Annotated in this window: 13 protein-coding genes and 1 rRNA gene; 3 read left to right on the forward strand and 11 right to left on the reverse strand. The window is 67.9% G+C overall.

All coding sequences use genetic code 11. The features are described 5' to 3' along the window. Positions 1-73 precede the first annotated feature (73 nt). Genes BM060_RS20710 through BM060_RS20720 form a run of 3 tightly spaced genes read right to left on the reverse strand, consistent with a single transcriptional unit; the run spans position 74 to position 3,771 of the window. Positions 74-1,339, reverse strand: a complete 1,266-nt coding sequence (locus BM060_RS20710; protein ID WP_074982541.1) for an NAD(P)/FAD-dependent oxidoreductase — start codon at positions 1,337-1,339, stop codon at positions 74-76. Beyond that, positions 1,336-2,427: a polyamine ABC transporter substrate-binding protein gene (locus BM060_RS20715; protein ID WP_074982543.1), complete on the reverse strand. Its 1,092-nt coding sequence runs from the start codon at positions 2,425-2,427 to the stop codon at positions 1,336-1,338. The genes BM060_RS20710 and BM060_RS20715 overlap by 4 nt, the downstream gene beginning before the upstream one ends. A gap of 48 nt (positions 2,428-2,475) precedes the next feature. Then, on the reverse strand, positions 2,476-3,771 hold the full coding sequence (locus BM060_RS20720) for an NAD(P)/FAD-dependent oxidoreductase (RefSeq protein WP_074982545.1): 1,296 nt from the start codon (positions 3,769-3,771) through the stop codon (positions 2,476-2,478). 135 nt (positions 3,772-3,906) lie between these two features. Here BM060_RS20720 and BM060_RS20725 point away from each other — a divergent pair, with 135 nt between their 5' ends. Next, a complete protein-coding gene (locus tag BM060_RS20725; RefSeq protein ID WP_074982547.1) occupies positions 3,907-4,815 on the forward strand; it encodes a LysR substrate-binding domain-containing protein in 909 nt (302 codons plus the stop codon). Positions 4,816-5,169: 354 nt separating this feature from the next. Here BM060_RS20725 and souR read toward each other — a convergent pair whose 3' ends face one another. From souR to BM060_RS20750, 5 genes are all read right to left on the reverse strand, one after another. Then, entirely contained in the window at positions 5,170-6,168 is a 999-nt protein-coding gene (gene souR / locus BM060_RS20730; protein WP_134163521.1) for a GlxA family transcriptional regulator, read from the reverse strand. A 45-nt stretch (positions 6,169-6,213) separates the two neighbouring features. Then, positions 6,214-7,626, reverse strand: coding sequence for a GABA permease (gabP, locus tag BM060_RS20735; protein ID WP_074982549.1), 1,413 nt, complete (start codon positions 7,624-7,626; stop codon positions 6,214-6,216). Between the two features lie 432 nt (positions 7,627-8,058). Beyond that, positions 8,059-8,268: a cold-shock protein gene (locus BM060_RS20740; protein ID WP_074982570.1), complete on the reverse strand. Its 210-nt coding sequence runs from the start codon at positions 8,266-8,268 to the stop codon at positions 8,059-8,061. A 517-nt stretch (positions 8,269-8,785) separates the two neighbouring features. After that, a complete protein-coding gene (locus BM060_RS20745; protein ID WP_074982551.1) occupies positions 8,786-9,043 on the reverse strand; it encodes a hypothetical protein in 258 nt (85 codons plus the stop codon). A 155-nt stretch (positions 9,044-9,198) separates the two neighbouring features. Then, complete coding sequence (locus tag BM060_RS20750; RefSeq protein WP_245323032.1) at positions 9,199-10,275, reverse strand: AGE family epimerase/isomerase; 1,077 nt, start codon at positions 10,273-10,275, stop codon at positions 9,199-9,201. A gap of 262 nt (positions 10,276-10,537) precedes the next feature. On the opposite strand from BM060_RS20750, the gene BM060_RS20755 reads away from it, so the two are divergent. Both BM060_RS20755 and BM060_RS20760 read left to right on the forward strand, forming a co-directional pair. Then, on the forward strand, positions 10,538-11,098 hold the full coding sequence (locus BM060_RS20755; RefSeq protein ID WP_074982554.1) for a nucleotidyltransferase family protein: 561 nt from the start codon (positions 10,538-10,540) through the stop codon (positions 11,096-11,098). A 35-nt stretch (positions 11,099-11,133) separates the two neighbouring features. Beyond that, positions 11,134-11,589: a bifunctional diaminohydroxyphosphoribosylaminopyrimidine deaminase/5-amino-6-(5-phosphoribosylamino)uracil reductase RibD gene (locus BM060_RS20760; RefSeq protein WP_074982555.1), complete on the forward strand. Its 456-nt coding sequence runs from the start codon at positions 11,134-11,136 to the stop codon at positions 11,587-11,589. Between the two features lie 19 nt (positions 11,590-11,608). On the opposite strand, the gene BM060_RS20765 is transcribed toward BM060_RS20760, so the two are convergent. The 3 genes from BM060_RS20765 to rrf all read right to left on the reverse strand — a co-directional run bounded on the left by BM060_RS20765 (position 11,609) and on the right by rrf (position 15,331). After that, positions 11,609-13,303, reverse strand: a complete 1,695-nt coding sequence (locus tag BM060_RS20765; protein ID WP_074982573.1) for an NAD-dependent malic enzyme — start codon at positions 13,301-13,303, stop codon at positions 11,609-11,611. An 85-nt stretch (positions 13,304-13,388) separates the two neighbouring features. Then, positions 13,389-14,675, reverse strand: coding sequence for a dicarboxylate/amino acid:cation symporter (locus BM060_RS20770; RefSeq protein WP_074982557.1), 1,287 nt, complete (start codon positions 14,673-14,675; stop codon positions 13,389-13,391). Between the two features lie 540 nt (positions 14,676-15,215). After that, positions 15,216-15,331, reverse strand: a 5S ribosomal RNA gene (gene rrf / locus BM060_RS20775). Positions 15,332-15,496: the final 165 nt, after the last annotated feature.

Here is a 15,496-nt window from a genome sequence, read left to right on the forward strand (position 1 = left end):
TACCCCGCGCGCCGCCGGCGACGGAGCGCGTTTGCCGCTGGCAGGTATCGCGCCGGGCGATACCTGCCTGCGCCTACCCTGCGAAACGCCGCGCCAGGAAAGGCTCCAGCGGCACCGACGGCGCCAGGCCCGAGGCCTGCTCGGCCAGCAGTTGGCCGGTAATGGCGCCCAAGGTCAGGCCGATATGGCCGTGGCCGAAGTTGTAGAACACCTGCGGCAGGCGCCGTGCAGGGCCGAGCACCGGCTTGCTGTCCGGCAGCGAGGAGCGGAAGCCCATCCAGCGCGACGCCGGCTCGTGCTGCAGGCGCAGGAAGCGCCGCGCGCCGCGGGCCAGGTAGCGGTAGCGGGCCTCGGCGGGCAGCGCCTCCAGCCCGGCGAATTCCACCGTGCCGGCCACCCGCAGGCCCTGGGCCATGGGCGTCATGTAGAAACCGCCGGCGGCCCAGCAGACCGGGCGGTTGAGCACTTCGTCGGCATGCTCGAAGAGCACGTGGTAGCCGCGCTCGGTGTCCTGCGGCACGGCATCGCCCAGTTGCTGCGTGAGGTGCCGCGACCAGGCGCCGGTGCACAGCGCCACCCGCGCCGCGACGATCCGCTCGCCGCTGCTCAGGTGGGCCTGCACGGCATCGCCGCCCTCGCCCGCCGGCTCGATGCCCAGCAGCTCGCCGCGGCGGAAGTGGCCGCCCAGGGCCAGGAAGCGTTCGAACAGGCGCCGGCTGAGGGCGTAGGGGTCGAGCGTGCGGCTCACCCCGGGCAGCTCCACCGCGCAAGCGGCGCGGGTGTTGAGCGCCGGCTCCAGCGCGTGCAGTTCCGGGCCTTCCACCAGGCGGATGGGCACCTCGAAGCGCCGGTGGTAGTCGACCATCTCCAGCGCCGCCTGGCGCTCGTGGGCCTCGAAGATGTACAGCGAGCCGTCGTGGCGCACCAGGTCGTTGGCCTGCGCATCGTCCAGCAGCACCTGCCAGGCGGCCATGCACGGCCGCAGCAGGCTGTTGAGGTCGTGGCCGATGGCCTCCACCCGGTGCCGCCGCGATTCGGCGAGGAAGCGCCACAGCCAGGGGGCGATGCGCGGCAGGTAGGCCGGGCGGATCGCCAGCGGGCTGTCCGGGCGCAGCAGCATGCCCGGCGCCTTGCGCCAGATGCCGGGGGTGGCCACCGGCTCCACGGAATAGGTGGCGAAGGTGCAGGCGTTGCCGAACGAGGTGGCCAGGCCCGGCGGGTTGCGGTCCAGCAGGCTCACCGCCCAGCCCTGGCGCTGCAGGCACAGGGCGGTGGCCAGGCCGACCACGCCGGCGCCGACCACCAGGGCGTTCCCTCGAAGGCTGTCGGGCCGGCTCATGTGCCGCTCTTCACGCGGGTCCACAGGCGGGTGTTCAGGCGCATGCCGGCCGGGGACAGGGTGCGGATCGGGAACAGGCTGTCGAGCACTTCCTGCGGCGGGTAGACCGCGGGGTTCTCACGCAAGGCCGGGGCCACGTACTGCAGCGCCGCGGCGTTGCCGTTGGGATACTGCACGGCGTTGCTGATGTCGGCGATCACCTTGGGTTCGAGCAGGTAGTTCAGGTAGGCGTAGGCGCTGTCCAGGTGCGGCGCATTCTTCGGGATGACCACGGTGTCCACCGCGATGGTGGTGCCCTCGCGGGGCAGGCTGAAGCCGATCTTCACGCCGTTGCCGGCCTGCTGCGCGGTGCTCATGGCCTGCAGCACGTCGCCGCTGAAGCCTACGGCCACGCAGATGTTGCCGTTGGCCAGGTCGCTGACGTACTTGGACTGGTGGAAGTAGCGGATCGACGGGCTGATGGCGCGCAGCGCGGCCTCGGCCTTGGCGAAGTCGGCGGGCTTCTCGCTGGCGGGGTCCAGGCCGAGCACGCGCAGGGTGATGGGCACCATCTGCGTGGAGTTGTCGATCACCGCCACGCCGCACTGGGCGAGCTTGGCGATGTTCTGCGGGTCGAACAGCAGTTGCCAGCTACGAGTGACGTCGGTGTTGCCGAAGATGGCGCGGATCTTCTCCTCGTTGTAGCCGATGCCCACGGTCACCCAGAGATAGGGCACGGCGTAGCGGTTGCCCGGGTCGCTGGCCTCGAGGACCTTCATCAGCTTGGGATCGAGGTTGTGCCAGTTGGGCAGCTTGGCGCGGTCCAGTTCCTGGATGGCGCCGGCCTTGATCAGCCGCGGCAGGAAGTGGTTGGACGGGCTGGCCAGGTCGTAGCCGCTGGCGCCGGTCATCAGCTTGGCCTCGGTGGTCTCGTTGCTGTCGACCAGGTCGTAGGTGGTCTGGATGCCGGTCTGGCGGGTGAAGTTGGCCAGGGTGTCGTCGGCGATGTAGCCGCTCCAGTTGGCGATGGTGACGGTCGGCGCCGCCTGCGCGGTGCCGGCCAGCAGCGCCAGCGCCAGGCCGGCCAGGTGCGAGTGTCGTAGGTTCATGCTGCCCTCGTTTGTTGTTCTGGATGGGGGTGGATGGGAAGGAGTCGATCAGCCTTCGGCCTGCGCGCGGCGGACCTCCCAGGCCATGCGCAGCGCGGCGCCGATGTCGAAGAAGGGGCGCGGCGGCAGGTAGCCGGGGCGCGCCTGGGCCAGCACGTCGGCCAGAAGCGGCGAATCGACGCCGGCGGCCATTTCCGCCAGCAGGCGGCCCCACAGGGTGCCGCGGGCCACGCCCGAGCCGTTGCAGCCGGCCACGGCGTGCAGGCCGTCGGCCACCCGGGCGAAATAGGGCTCGCCGGAGCGCGTGCCGCTGAGGTGGCCGGTCCAGCTGTAGGCGATGTCCGCAGCCTGCAGGCCGGGGAAGCGCTTCTGCAGGCCCTCCAGGTGGCGCTCCCGGCGCTGGGCCAGGGCCGGGCCGTCGAGGTCATGCCGGCGGTATTCCACGGTGTTGCGGATCAGCAGCCGGCGGCCGGGCAGCAGGCGCAGGGTGGCGCCGCCCGGCAGCGGCGCCAGCACGCCCCACTGGCGCTCGCCGAACAGCGCCTGCCAGTAGGCTTCGTGCAGCGGCCGGGTGATGCTGGCGCTCAGCTCCAGGGGGAAGGTGCCGCCGCCGCGCAGGCCGGCGCGGGCCAGGAAGGCGCCCACGCAGACCAGCACCTGCGGCGCCGTCACCTCGCCCTCCCCAGCGCGCACCGTCCAGAGTTGGCCCGTGCGGCGCAGCCCGCTGACGTCGCTGTGCTCGTACAGCTCCACCTGCTCCGGCAGGCTCTCCGCCAGGCCGCGCACGTAGCGCGCCGGCTGCAGCAGGCCGTTGCCGCCGGCGCAGTGGATGGCCCGCGCGTAGAAGCCGGTGCCCAGGCGCCGCGCCAGGGCTTCGCCCTCCAGGTACTGCGCCGTGGCGCCCACCGAAGCCAGGGTGGCGAGGGTCGGTTCGGCGTCCAGGTGCGCGGGGTCATGGGCGGCGAAGTGGTAGCCGTCGTCGCTCAGCTCGCAGTCGATGCCCAACTCGGCGATGCGCTGGCGGACTTCGCGGCCGGCGGCCACGCCGATGCGCGAGGCCAACTGGTAGGCGGCGTAACCGGGCTGGCCCAGCAGCTCGCCGGCGTGGGGCAGCTCATGGCTGACCACGAAGCCCGAGTTGCGCGCCGAGGCGCCCTGGGCCACGCGCTGGCGCTCCAGCAGCAGCACCCGCTGTTGCGGAAAGCGCCGCGCCAGGGCATGGGCCGCCGACAGGCCGGTAATGCCGCCGCCGATGATCAGCCAGTCGGCCCGTTGCTGGCCGACGAGACGCGGCCGGGGTGTGCCCTCGCCTGCCAGGGCGATCCAGCCGCAGTGATTGTTCATGGCCCGTCACTCCTTCAGAATCCATGCGCAGGGGGTATCCAGCGAATACCCTGCTTGCGCGTCGAATGTAGAATCTACGGGCTCTTGCTGGGCGCAGGCCAACGCTGATATTTCATCCAATCATTCGGAAAACGCATGGATAAACTGCTTCGCGTTCCCTCCCTGCAGGCCCTCCAGGCGCTGGTCCACGTGGCCGAGACCAGCAGCTTCACCGCCGCCGCGCGCCAGTTGCACCTGACGCAAAGCGCCATCAGCCGGCAGGTGCAGCAACTGGAGGAGTACTACCGGGTGCCGCTGTTCGACCGCACCAGCCGCAAGGTGGTCCTGACCGATGCCGGGCGCGAGGTGTACGGCGTGGCGCGGGACATGCTCAAGGCCCTGCTGCGCCTGGAGGAACGCCTGGCGCCGGTGCCCCTGGAGCGGCCCTTCCGCATCCGCATCTTCGTCTCGCTGGCGGTGCGCTGGCTGCTGCCGCGCCTGAGTTCGTTCTACGCGGCCAACCCCGGCCTGTGCCTGTCCATCGAGAGCGTCGGCGGCGAAGTGGTGGACGACGGCGGCGATTGCGACGCCTACGTGCTCTACCTGCCCGGCGGCCTGGACGAGCGCCCGCTCACCCCGCTGTTCGATGAGTACCTGGTGCCGGTCTGCGCGCCACGCCTGGACGACGGCCAGCCGCCGCCGCGCTCGCTGGAGGAACTGGCGCGCCACGCGCTGATCCACGCCTCCACCGGCCGCCACGAGTGGACGCAATGGCTGCGCGCGCAACCCGACAGCGCGCCACGCCAGTTCAAGCACATCCTGTTCAACCTCGACGACCTGGCCCTGGACGCCGCCACCCGCGGCCTGGGCATCGCCATGACCGACCGCATGCTGGCCCAGGACGCCCTGCAGCGCGGCGACCTCATCGTGCCCTTCGGCGAGGCGCTGAAGACCGGCGGCGTCTACGCCCTGTGGCTGCGCGACAGCGGGGCGGCTCATCCGGCTTGTCAGACGGTGTTGGACTGGTTCGAGGAGCAGGGCAAGGGGGGTGTGCAGAGGGGGTGAAGCTGGCTGGCGTGCTTTTGTGGCGGGAGTGTAAGGCGGCCGTGGGTTCGCCGGGTGTTCTGGTGCGTGGGTTCGAGACCGCCCCTCTCCCCAGCCCTCGGCTGCGCGCCCCGCCCTGAAGGGAGAGGGGGTTAGTCCGTGCCAACGTCAACAACGGTTTTAGTCGGCAGCTCTGGAGCTGCCGGCTGACTCAGGAAAACCCAACCGCTCCGAACGGTCCCCTCTCCCTTCAGGGAGAGGGTTAGGGAGAGGGAACGGAGTCAATCCAAAACACCTCAGCCCCCGGAAAACACCCCTCCCGAATCCTAGGGCGCATAACACCCCAAGCGTTATCCGCCATTTCCACAAGCCAACCTACCTCACCGACTTCACACACCCATGGCGCACCTCCTTCGACGGCGGATACCCGTAGAAGGACGTGTAGCACTTGCTGAAATGACTGGGCGAAACGAAGCCGCAGGCCAGGCCCACCTCGAACATCGGCAGGTCCGAGTGCTGCAGCAGACGGCGGCTCTCGGTGATGCGCAGCTCCAGATAGTAGCGCACCGGCGTGGTGCCCAGCTGCTGCTGGAACAGCCGCTCGATCTGCCGCTTGGAGCGGCCGACGTAGCGCGCCAGTTGTTCCTGGCTGAGCGGCTCCTCGATGTTGGCGCTCATCAGGTTGATGGCCTCGCGCAGCGGCTCGCTGAGCTTCTCGTGCAGCGCCGGCCGGGCGCGGCGGAAGCGCGACTCCTCGAAGGCGAGGATGTCCGCCACGGCCTCCACCAGCTCGCGGCCGTGCAGCGCGTCCATCCACTCCAGCACCATGTTGAAGGCCCCGGTCGGGCTCGCCGCGGTGAGGCGGTCGCGGTCGACCATGTGGCTTTCGCTGGTGACCTCGCTGTGCCGGGCGATCTCCGCCAGCGCGGCACGATTCTCCGGGTGCACTGCGCAGCGGTAGCCGTTCAGCAGGCCGGCCTGGCCGAGGAACCAGGCACCGTTCCACAACCCGGCCAGGGCCACGCCCTTCTCCGCCGCCAGCTGCAGCAGGCGCGTCAGCTCCGGCGCGGCGCGCAGCGGGGTGCGCAGGCCGCCGCAGACCACCAGCAGGTCCAGCCCCGCCAGGTGCGCGGGCGCCAGGGCCGAGCCGGGGCAGATGACCAGCCCCAGGTCGCTGGTGACCGACTCGCCATCCAGGCTGAAGGTGCTGGTGGCGAAGGCCCCGGCGCGGATCAGGTTGGCGGTGACCAGGGTATCCAGCGCCTGGGTGAAAGCCGGCAGGGAGAAATGCTCCAGCAGCAGGAAGCCCACCCGCCCCTGGCGTTGCGCGCCCGCCCGGGGCGCGGAAAGGAACCTGAGGTTGCGGCCCTGCATGGCGCCGCTGAATTGCCGCCGTTCTACCAATCGCGACTCCTGTCCTCAGCCGGCCGACCGCAGCGGGTCGAGGCGGCTGCCGGCATGGGCGCCCTGGCGCCGGGTGGTGAAGCTCAGCAGCACCGTGGCCACGGTCAGGCCGAGGGTGGAGCTCACCTCTACGCGGTGCTCCGGCAGGATGAACATCACCACCAGCACGGTGCTGATGAAGGCGATCACCGCCCAGGTCAGCCAGGGGAATAGCCACATGCGGCAGGCGATCTCCTGGTTGCTGCGCTGCAAGCCGGCGCGCATGCGCAGCTGCGAGACGGCGATGGCCAGGTACACCAGCAGCGCGATGGAGCCGGAGCTGGCGAGAAGGAAGTCGAACACCCGCGCCGGGGCGACGAAGTTCAGCACGGTGGTGAGCATGCCGATCAGCGTGCTGGCGATCACCGCGGCCCGCGGCACGCCCGCCGCCGAGGTGCGCTGGATGAAGGCCGGCGCGTCGTTGCGGCGGCTCAGCGAGTAGATCATCCGCGAGGCGATGTAGATCGAGGAGTTCAGGCAGCTGGCCACGGCCACCAGCACCACCAGGTCCATCATCAGCTTGGCGTGGGGCACGTTCATCAGCTCCAGGGCGCGCTGGTAGGAGCCCTGCGCCGTGAGCATGGGGTCGTCCCAGGGCACCACGGAGATGATCACCAGGATCGACAGCAGGTAGAACACGCTGATGCGCCAGATCACAGCCCGCGTGGCCTTGGCGATGTTGCGCCGCGGGTCGCTGGATTCGGCGGCGGCGATGGTCACCGCCTCGGTGCCGATGAAGCTGAACAGCGTGGTGATCAGCGCGGTGAAGATGGCGCCCCAGCCGTTGGGCAGGAAGCCACCGTGCCCGCGCATCAGGTTGCCCAGGCCGCTGACCTCATGCCCCGGCAGCACGCCGAGCAGCGCCGCCGCGCCCAGGCTGATGAACAGCACGATGGCGCCCACCTTGAGCATGGCGAACCAGAACTCGAACTCGCCGTACTTGGCCACGCTGAACAGGTTGGTGACGGTCAGCAGCAGGGTCATCACCAGGGCGAACACCCAGGTCTGCACCTGCGGGAACCAGCTGTTGAAGATCACCCCGGCGGCGATCGCCTCGATGGGGATCACCAGCACCCAGAACCACCAGTACAACCAGCCGATGGTGAACCCGGCCCAGCGGCCGATGGCCTGGTCGGCGTAGGCGGAGAAGGAGCCGGTGTCGGGGTTGGCCACCGCCATCTCGCCGAGCATGCGCATCACCAGCACCACCAGCAGCCCGGACAATGCGTAGGCGAGGATGGCAGCAGGCCCCGCGGCGGCGATGGCGTGGCCGGAGCCGACGAACAACCCCGCGCCTATGATCCCGGCAATGGACAGCATGGTCACGTGGCGCGGCTTGAAGCCCTGGACCAGTTCGCCACTGGCGCCTTTCGCACTTGGAATACTCATCGGTCGGCCTTTGTTGAATTTGTTATGCGGTGGCAAGGCGCCACCTGGCGGGCGTCGCAGACTGCGGGACGCGGGCACAACCCTATGCCAGGGCGTCATCCAGGCATTTGCCCAGGATCGCCATGGGCATGAGCAAAAACGACACGGCCCCGCCCGCAAGCGCCCAGGGCCGGGGCTGGCGGTGCTATAAAAACGACATCAGCGGGAAGAAGGAGGAGAAGAGGAAGGGGCAGCAGTGGCCACCGTCCACAGACAGCGTCTGCGCGGCGGTATGGAACGCCCGGTCAGGCGCGAGACAGGATACGGCGTCGATCAGCGAGCGCCAGGCTGGCGGGCCGAGATCGCGGAGCTTGGGTTACGAACGGGAATTTTCCCGGCACAAACGAAAAGCCCCGCAATGCGATGCGGGGCTTCGGGCACCAGAAGGTGCGCTTACAGGGCTTGAACCTGTTCGGCCTGCGGGCCTTTGGCGCCGGCAGTCACGAGGAAGCTGACGCGCTGACCTTCGTCGAGGGTCTTGTAGCCGGTGGATTCGATCTGACGGAAGTGAACGAATACGTCCGGGCCGCTTTCCGGGGTGATGAAGCCGAAGCCCTTCTCAGCGTTGAACCACTTGACGGTACCAGTTTGGCGGTTTGCCATGATGTAGATCTCCAAGGTAGGAACGAGCACAGGCGACATGCCTGGCTGGAACTGAATGCAGAGTGAAGAGAAACCGAGGAGATGGAAATCAGAACGGACTGAACATCAATACGGAGCCGCTAAACTGGCAGGCAGTCGCAGCAGAATACAGGGTTCGGCGGATTTGAACAGCATTTTCTTTTCCGCACCGCGATTCTGGACGGCCGGTCGCCTTTCCATGCCGAGCAGAAGGCATCTCCCAGCACCTGTAGGAGCGGGCCCTGCCCGCGATTCGCGCGCAGGGCGCGCTCCTACCACATCGGTGAGGATGGCTTCTTGTAGGAGCGAGCTTGCTCGCGAATGAGCCCCGCAGCGGAGTCTGTTCGCGAGCAAGCTCGCTCCTACGAAGAGCATCCCAGCGCGGCCTGCAAGACAGCCGCTCCTACATCCCACGAAAGCACCTCGGCGCCCCACATGCCCCGGGAGATGCACCTTCGGTGCCGCGGCGGGCTCGAATGGATAACGCGAAGAGCCCCGCTCAGCCCCTCCCGTCGAGCTGGTCCACCCAGCGCTCGGCCGCGGCGAAGGAGGCCTCGAAGGCGGCTTCATGGGAATCCCAGGGGCCGACGACGACATCCAGCGGCGACACGCTCGGCGGCACCTTCGCCAGCGAAAGCAGCATCTCGGCGACCTTGCCGGGGCCGGCGTAGCGCGGTGAGATGAGCACCGCCACCCCGCTGGAGGTGGTGTACTCGCTGGGTGGCATGAAGTTCGGCTCGCTGGTGTGCTGTTGCATGCATCGTTTCCCCCGGCCCGCTGGCAGGCCGTTCACATGGTTGGAGTAGCGCGAGATGGCGGACGGTCGCCCACCCTTTCACGGACTCTCCAGCTTGCCAGCGGTTCCGCCGGATCGCCCCTGCCAAAGGCATGGCCGCCGGGCGGTACAAGGAGTCAGACGCGCCCGGCCAGGGCCTGCAGCGCCTGGTAGGCACCCAGCAGGTGGTAGGGCGTGGTGGACGGCATGTCCGGGCGCAACACCTCGCCACCGGGGCCCAGCACCTCGTGCCAGCCACCGTCGTGCAGGAAGCGCGAACGGAAGCGCTCGGTCCAGAGCGCCAGGGTATCGAGGGATCGGGCGCTACCCTCCACGGCCAGGGCGCGGGCGAACTCGGTCTGCGCCCAGATGCGCTGGGTGGCGTCCTGCAGGGTGCCGTCCGCCGCCAGTGCGGCGCCGACGCCGAGGGTGCCAGCGGCCACGCCATGTCGCTGTGCGAAGGCGAAGGCGTGGCGCAGCGCAGCCTCCAGGGCCGAACCGGCGAACAACGCCGGCTCTCCCATGACCAGGGAGAACCATTCGAACTGGTGCCCCGGCTCGATGCGGTTGCCCGCCTCACCCAGCGGCAGTTCGGCCACGCAGCCGCTAGCCGGATCGACGAAGCGCGCCAATACCGCGGCGCCGATCGCCTGCAGGCGCTCTCCGTACCAGGGGTCGCCGGCGATGGCATAGGCCGCCAGATAGGCCTCGGTGAGGTGCATGATGGGGTTCTGCAGCACGGGCGCGCCGTCGTCTGCGAAATCCTCGGCCAGCGCGGACAGGTACAACCCCTGGCCATCGGCGAAGCGCTGCTCGATCAGCTCGGTGGTGCGCGTCATCAGCTCCAGCGCAGCCGCGTTGCCACTGAGCTTGTGATACTGCGCGCAGGCGAACACCACGAAGGCGAAGGTGTAGAGATCGCGGCGGCTGTCCAGCGGCTTTCCGGCCGTGTCGATGCTGTAGAGCCAGGCCCCGTGGCCATCGCCGAAGTGACGTTGCAGCGAGGCGAACAATGCCTCTGCCCGAGCAGCGCCGGCAGGCCCCGCGTGGCTGAAGACGAACAGCTGGCGGGCGCAGGCCATGGCGCGGTAGCGCACCGCGGGCAGGGGCTGCCCGCTGCGATCGTCGAGCGACTCGTAGGGCAGCTGCAGCGCCTCGTTCCAGCCGGCGGCGCGCCACAACGGCAGGACGGTATCGGCGTAGTGACGGGTCAACGCCGCGATACCGGCAGTGAGGGATGGCGCAAGGGACGACGGGACGGGCATGCGGCGAGTCTGCGTGAGGAAGGAAGGCGCAAGCGCAGAAGATAGAGGAAAAGCCCCCCGGAAAGAACCCGCCCGCGCAAGGACGGGTTCGCCAGCCGCTCGACGCGGCGTCCTGCGTGTGCGCCCCAGCCAGTGTAAGCCGGTGCCTGGCGCCGGCTCCGGGCACTGTTATGCTGGCGACCCATCGAAACACCGCCCAGGGAGTGGACTCATGGCCCCATTGACCGACGAGCAGGTAGTGGCGCTGGCGCTGCGCAACCCGATCAACGAAGCCTTGCTCGAGGTGCTGGCCAGGCTCGACCTGCCCGCCTGCATGCTCACCGCCGGCTGCCTGTTCCAGGCGGTCTGGAACCACCGCTGCGGCCGTGCCGCCGGCTGGGGCGTGAAAGACTACGACGTCATCTACTTCGACGAAGACCTGTCCTGGGAAGCCGAGGACCAGGTGATACGACAGGTGCGCCAGGCCTGCCACGACCTGGAAGCGAACGTGGAGGTGCGCAACCAGGCGCGGGTGCACCTCTGGTACGAAGGCCGCTTCGGTTCCGCCTGCCCTCCCCTGCAGGCCGTCACCGACGGGATAGACCGCTACCTGATCAACGCGACCTGTCTGGGACTGGACGTGGGCAGCGGCGAACTCTACAGCACCCACGGCCTCGACGATCTGCAGGCCGGAATGTTGCGGAGCAACCCATTGAACCACCAACCCGAATGGTTCGCGCGCAAGGCCAGCAGCTACCAGGCGCGCTGGCCCTGGCTGACGATCGAGCCCTGAGCGCTTCGCCCGCCGCCTTTTTACCGGGAACCTCCATGAACAACCATCTCGAAGAACACGACCGTGAATGCATGCGCCTCGCCCTGGCCCAGGGACGCCGCGCGCTACCGGGCTGCCTGCCCAATCCGCCGGTCGGCTGCGTGATGACGGCCAACGGCATGCTCGTAGCCAGCGGCTTCACCCAGCCGCCCGGCGAGCCTCACGCCGAAGCCATGGCGCTGGCGCAGTTGGCTGGGGCCACGGCCGAACTCACCGCCTACGTGACACTGGAGCCCTGCTCCTTCGCCGGCCGCACCCCCTCCTGCGCCCGCACCCTGGTGGCCTGGGGCGTCAGGCGGGTAGTGGTCGCCATGCTGGACCCCGATCCGCGCAATGCCGGCGCCGGCATCGCGATACTGCGCGAGGCAGGTGTCCAGGTGAGCGTCGGGCTGCTGGAAGAAGAAGCCCGACGGGACATGGGGCCCTATCTACTGGGCGCTTGCAGCCACTGAGCCACCGAGGGCAACGACCTCACAACGAGCGACGACGGTACTCGCGGTAGCGCGGCGCCCAGAAGTTGCGCTCGATGGCGGCATGGAGCATGTCGTCCGGGGTTTCCAGCGCTACGCCCTCGGCCTGGGCCTGCTTGGCCACGGCGAAGGCGATGCGCCGGCTGACCTGCTGGATGTCGCGCAGCGGCGGCAGCACCGCATCGCCCTCCCCCGTCACCACCGGCGAGCACTCGGCCAAGGCGTTGGAGGCGGCCATCAGCATCGCCTCGGTCACGCGCCGGGCGCCGGCGGCGATCACCCCCAGGCCGATGCCGGGGAAGATATAGGAGTTGTTGCACTGGGCGATGTGGATGCTGCGCCCGCCGTGCTCCACCGGCTGGAACGGGCTGCCGGTGGCGACCAGCGCGCGGCCCTCGGTCCACTGGAGGATTTCCGCCGGCGTCGCCTCGACCCGCGAGGTCGGGTTGGACAGCGGCATCACCAGCGGCAGCGGGCAGTGCTTGTACATCTCGCGGATCACCGCCTCGCTGAACAGCCCGCGCTGCCCGGAAACGCCGATCATCACCGTCGGCTTGGCCCGGCTGACCACTTCGAGCAGGCCGATGCCGTCCTCGCCGCGCTGCCAGCCGGCCACGTCGGCGGCCTTCTGCGCCAGCTTGCGCTGGAACTCCAGCAGGCCGTCCATGCCTTCCACCAGCAAACCGTGGCGGTCGACCATGAAGATGCGCTGGCGCGCCTGCGCCTCGGACAGCCCTTCCAGCTGCATGGCGGCGATGATGTGCTCGGCGATGCCGCAGCCGGCGGAACCGGCGCCGACGAAGGTGATCACCTGCTCGCTGAGCTTCTGCTGCTTGACCTTGCACGCCGCCAGCAGGGTGCCGACCGCCACCGAGGCGGTGCCCTGGATGTCGTCGTTGAAGCAGCACAGCTGGTCGCGGTAGCGCTCCAGCAGCGGCATGGCGTTGGTCTGGGCGAAGTCCTCGAACTGCAGCAGCACGCCCGGCCAGCGGCGCTGCACGGCGCGGATGAACAGCTCGACGAATTCGTCGTAGTCCTTGCCACTGATGCGCGGGTGGCGCCAGCCCATGTACAGCGGGTCGTCCAGCAGCGCCTGGTTGTTGGTGCCCACGTCCAGCACTATGGGCAGCGTGTAGGCCGGGCTGATGCCGCCGCAGGCGGTGTACAGCGACAGCTTGCCGATGGGGATGCCCATGCCGCCGATGCCCTGGTCGCCCAGGCCGAGGATGCGCTCGCTGTCGGTGACCACGATGATCCTCACCTTGTCCTTGGTGGCGCTGCGCAGCACGTCGTCGATGCGCTCGCGGTCCGGCCAGGAGACGAACAGCCCGCGGTGGGTGCGGTAGATCTTCGAGAAGTCCTGGCAGGCCTGGCCCACCGTGGGGGTGTAGATGATCGGCAGCATCTCCTCCAGATGGCCTTCGAGCAGGCGGAAGAACAGCGTCTCGTTGTTGTCCTGGATGGAGCGCAGGTAGACGTGCCTGTCGAGGTCGGAGGCGCACTGCAGGTACTGCTGGTAGACGCGCTCGGCCTGCTCCTCGATGCTCTCCACGGTCTGCGGCAGCAGGCCGATGAGGTTGAAGTCGATGCGCTCCTGCGGGCTGAAGGCGCTGCCCTTGTTCAACAACGGCATCTCCAGCAGGGCCGGGCCCGAATAGTGGGTGTACAGCGGGTAGTTCGACTTGCGTTCGGTCATGGCTTTCTCCACTGCCTGCATGACGGGCTTCAGGAAACGACAGCGCCCCGTGCAGGGGCGCCGTAGAGGGTAGCGCGTGAAGCTTTCAATGATCCATCGATGCTTCGAGCGCCGAGGGTCCGGCGGCCAGTTCGCGATGCAGGGTTTCCTCGTCCAGCTCCTTGCACCACTTGGCTACCACAACGGTGGCCACGCCGTTGCCCACCAGGTTGGTCAGGGCGCGGGCCTCGGACATGAAGCGGTCGATGCCGAGGATCAGCGCCAGGCCGGCGACCGGCAGGTGGCCCACGGCGGACAAGGTAGCAGCCAGGACGATGAAACCCGAGCCGGTGACGCCGGCGGCGCCCTTGGAGGCGATCAGCAGCACCGCCAGCAGGGTCACCTGGTGGATGATATCCATCTGCGTGTCGGTGGCCTGGGCGATGAACACCGCGGCCATGGTCAGGTAGATGGAGGTGCCGTCGAGGTTGAAGGAATAGCCGGTGGGAATCACCAGGCCGACTACAGTCTTGTCGCAGCCCAGTTTCTCCATCTTGGCGATCATCCGCGGCAGCGCGGACTCCGACGAGGAAGTGCCGAGCACGATCAGCAGTTCCTCGCGGATGTAGTTGATGAAACGCAGGATGTTGAAGCCGTGGAAGCGCGCGATGCTGCCCAGCACGAGGAGCACGAAGAGGATGCAGGTGAGGTAGAAGCAGGCCATCAGTTCACCCAGTTGCACCAGCGAACCCACGCCATAGGCACCGATGGTGAAAGCCATGGCGCCGAAGGCGCCGATAGGGGCGACGCGCATGATCACGTTGATGATGTTGAACATCACCTGGGTGAAACGCTCGATGAACAGGAAGATCGGCTGGCCCAGGCTGCCCATGCGGTGCAGCGCGTAGCCGAAGAGCACGGAGAAGAACAGCACCTGGAGGATGTCACCGTTGGCGAAGGCGCCGACCACGGTGTTGGGGATGATGTTGAGCAGGAACTCGATGGTGCTCTGCTTCTCGCCGGCCGAGGCGTAGGCGGCAACCTTGCTGGTATCCAGGCTGGCCGGGTCGACGTGCATACCCACACCCGGCTGGACGATGTTGACCACCGTCAGGCCGATGATCAGCGCAACGGTGGAAACCACCTCGAAGTACAGCAGCGCCATGCCGCCGGTCTTGCCCACTGCCTTCATGCTCTGCATGCCGGCGATGCCGGTGACCACGGTACAGAAGATGATGGGCGCGATGGCCATCTTGATCAGTTTGACGAAGCCGTCGCCCAGGGGCTTCATCAGCACCGCGGTCTGCGGATAGAAATGCCCCAGGGCAACGCCGATGACGATGGCGATCAGCACCTGCACGTAGAGGCTCTTGTAGAAGGGTTTCTTGCTCATGGCGGCTACCTTTCTCCAGATCGGCGCCGGCCCTCCTGGCCACGGCACCCGACTCCACGAACGGGCCTCCCCATCCTCGAGAGCGCGTCCTGCAGACGGTGGACTCCCGGCGAGCAGTGGCGGCGGCCGGGAACTTGTTACCTATTGTTTCTGACTATAGGCGCTACACAGCGCGGCGAAGTTCCGAATGTCTGCCTGCCGAGCGGGCACGGCTTTTCGTAGGAGCGAGCTTGCTCGCGAATGAGCCCCGTCGCGGAGTCTGTTCGCGAGCAAGCTCGCTCCTACGAAGAGCACCTCGGCACAGCCCGTAGACAGTTGTTCCTACGCGCGCAGGAGATACACCCTCGTAGGATGGCGTTGAGCGAAGCGATACCCATCACCATGGCCCCCCCTGTAGGAGCGGGCCCTGCCCGCGATATCGCGCGCAGGGCGCGCTCCTACAAGGGGAATGCAATGGCGTGGATGGGATCACCCCGGCTTTTCCACGCCCCAAAGCAAAACCCCCGACCAGCCAGGCTGATCAGGGGTTTTGGGATAGGTGCTTGACGATGACCTACTCTCACATGGGGAAACCCCACACTACCATCGGCGATGCGTCGTTTCACTGCTGAGTTCGGGATGGGATCAGGTGGTTCCAACGCTCTATGGTCGTCAAGCAATTCTTTCGGATGCTCGTGGCTTGCGCTCACGCTCACCCTGATTCGGGTATGTGACAGGTATTTGCGGTTCACACGAACTTTCGGTTCGTCGACTTCACCGTCCAACACACAAATTGTTTGGGTGTTATATGGTCAAGCCTCACGGGCAATTAGTATCGGTTA

The sequence above is a fragment of the Pseudomonas citronellolis genome, assembly GCF_900112375.1.
Lineage (GTDB): Bacteria > Pseudomonadota > Gammaproteobacteria > Pseudomonadales > Pseudomonadaceae > Pseudomonas > Pseudomonas citronellolis.

Excerpts from the sequence above, each read along its gene's own strand:
- BM060_RS20710 (WP_074982541.1), bottom strand. The coding sequence starts at position 1,339 with ATGAGCCGGCCCGACAGCCTTCGAGGGAACGCCCTGGTGGTCGGCGCC.
- BM060_RS20765 (WP_074982573.1), bottom strand. The coding sequence starts at position 13,303 with ATGACCGAACGCAAGTCGAACTACCCGCTGTACACCCACTATTCGGGC.
- BM060_RS20715 (WP_074982543.1), bottom strand. The coding sequence starts at position 2,427 with ATGAACCTACGACACTCGCACCTGGCCGGCCTGGCGCTGGCGCTGCTG.
- BM060_RS20720 (WP_074982545.1), bottom strand. The coding sequence starts at position 3,771 with ATGAACAATCACTGCGGCTGGATCGCCCTGGCAGGCGAGGGCACACCC.
- gabP (WP_074982549.1), bottom strand. The coding sequence starts at position 7,626 with ATGAGTATTCCAAGTGCGAAAGGCGCCAGTGGCGAACTGGTCCAGGGC.
- BM060_RS20745 (WP_074982551.1), bottom strand. The coding sequence starts at position 9,043 with ATGCAACAGCACACCAGCGAGCCGAACTTCATGCCACCCAGCGAGTAC.
- BM060_RS20770 (WP_074982557.1), bottom strand. The coding sequence starts at position 14,675 with ATGAGCAAGAAACCCTTCTACAAGAGCCTCTACGTGCAGGTGCTGATC.
- BM060_RS20740 (WP_074982570.1), bottom strand. The coding sequence starts at position 8,268 with ATGGCAAACCGCCAAACTGGTACCGTCAAGTGGTTCAACGCTGAGAAG.
- BM060_RS20725 (WP_074982547.1), top strand. The coding sequence starts at position 3,907 with ATGGATAAACTGCTTCGCGTTCCCTCCCTGCAGGCCCTCCAGGCGCTG.
- BM060_RS20755 (WP_074982554.1), top strand. The coding sequence starts at position 10,538 with ATGGCCCCATTGACCGACGAGCAGGTAGTGGCGCTGGCGCTGCGCAAC.
- souR (WP_134163521.1), bottom strand. The coding sequence starts at position 6,168 with ATGCAGGGCCGCAACCTCAGGTTCCTTTCCGCGCCCCGGGCGGGCGCG.
- BM060_RS20760 (WP_074982555.1), top strand. The coding sequence starts at position 11,134 with ATGAACAACCATCTCGAAGAACACGACCGTGAATGCATGCGCCTCGCC.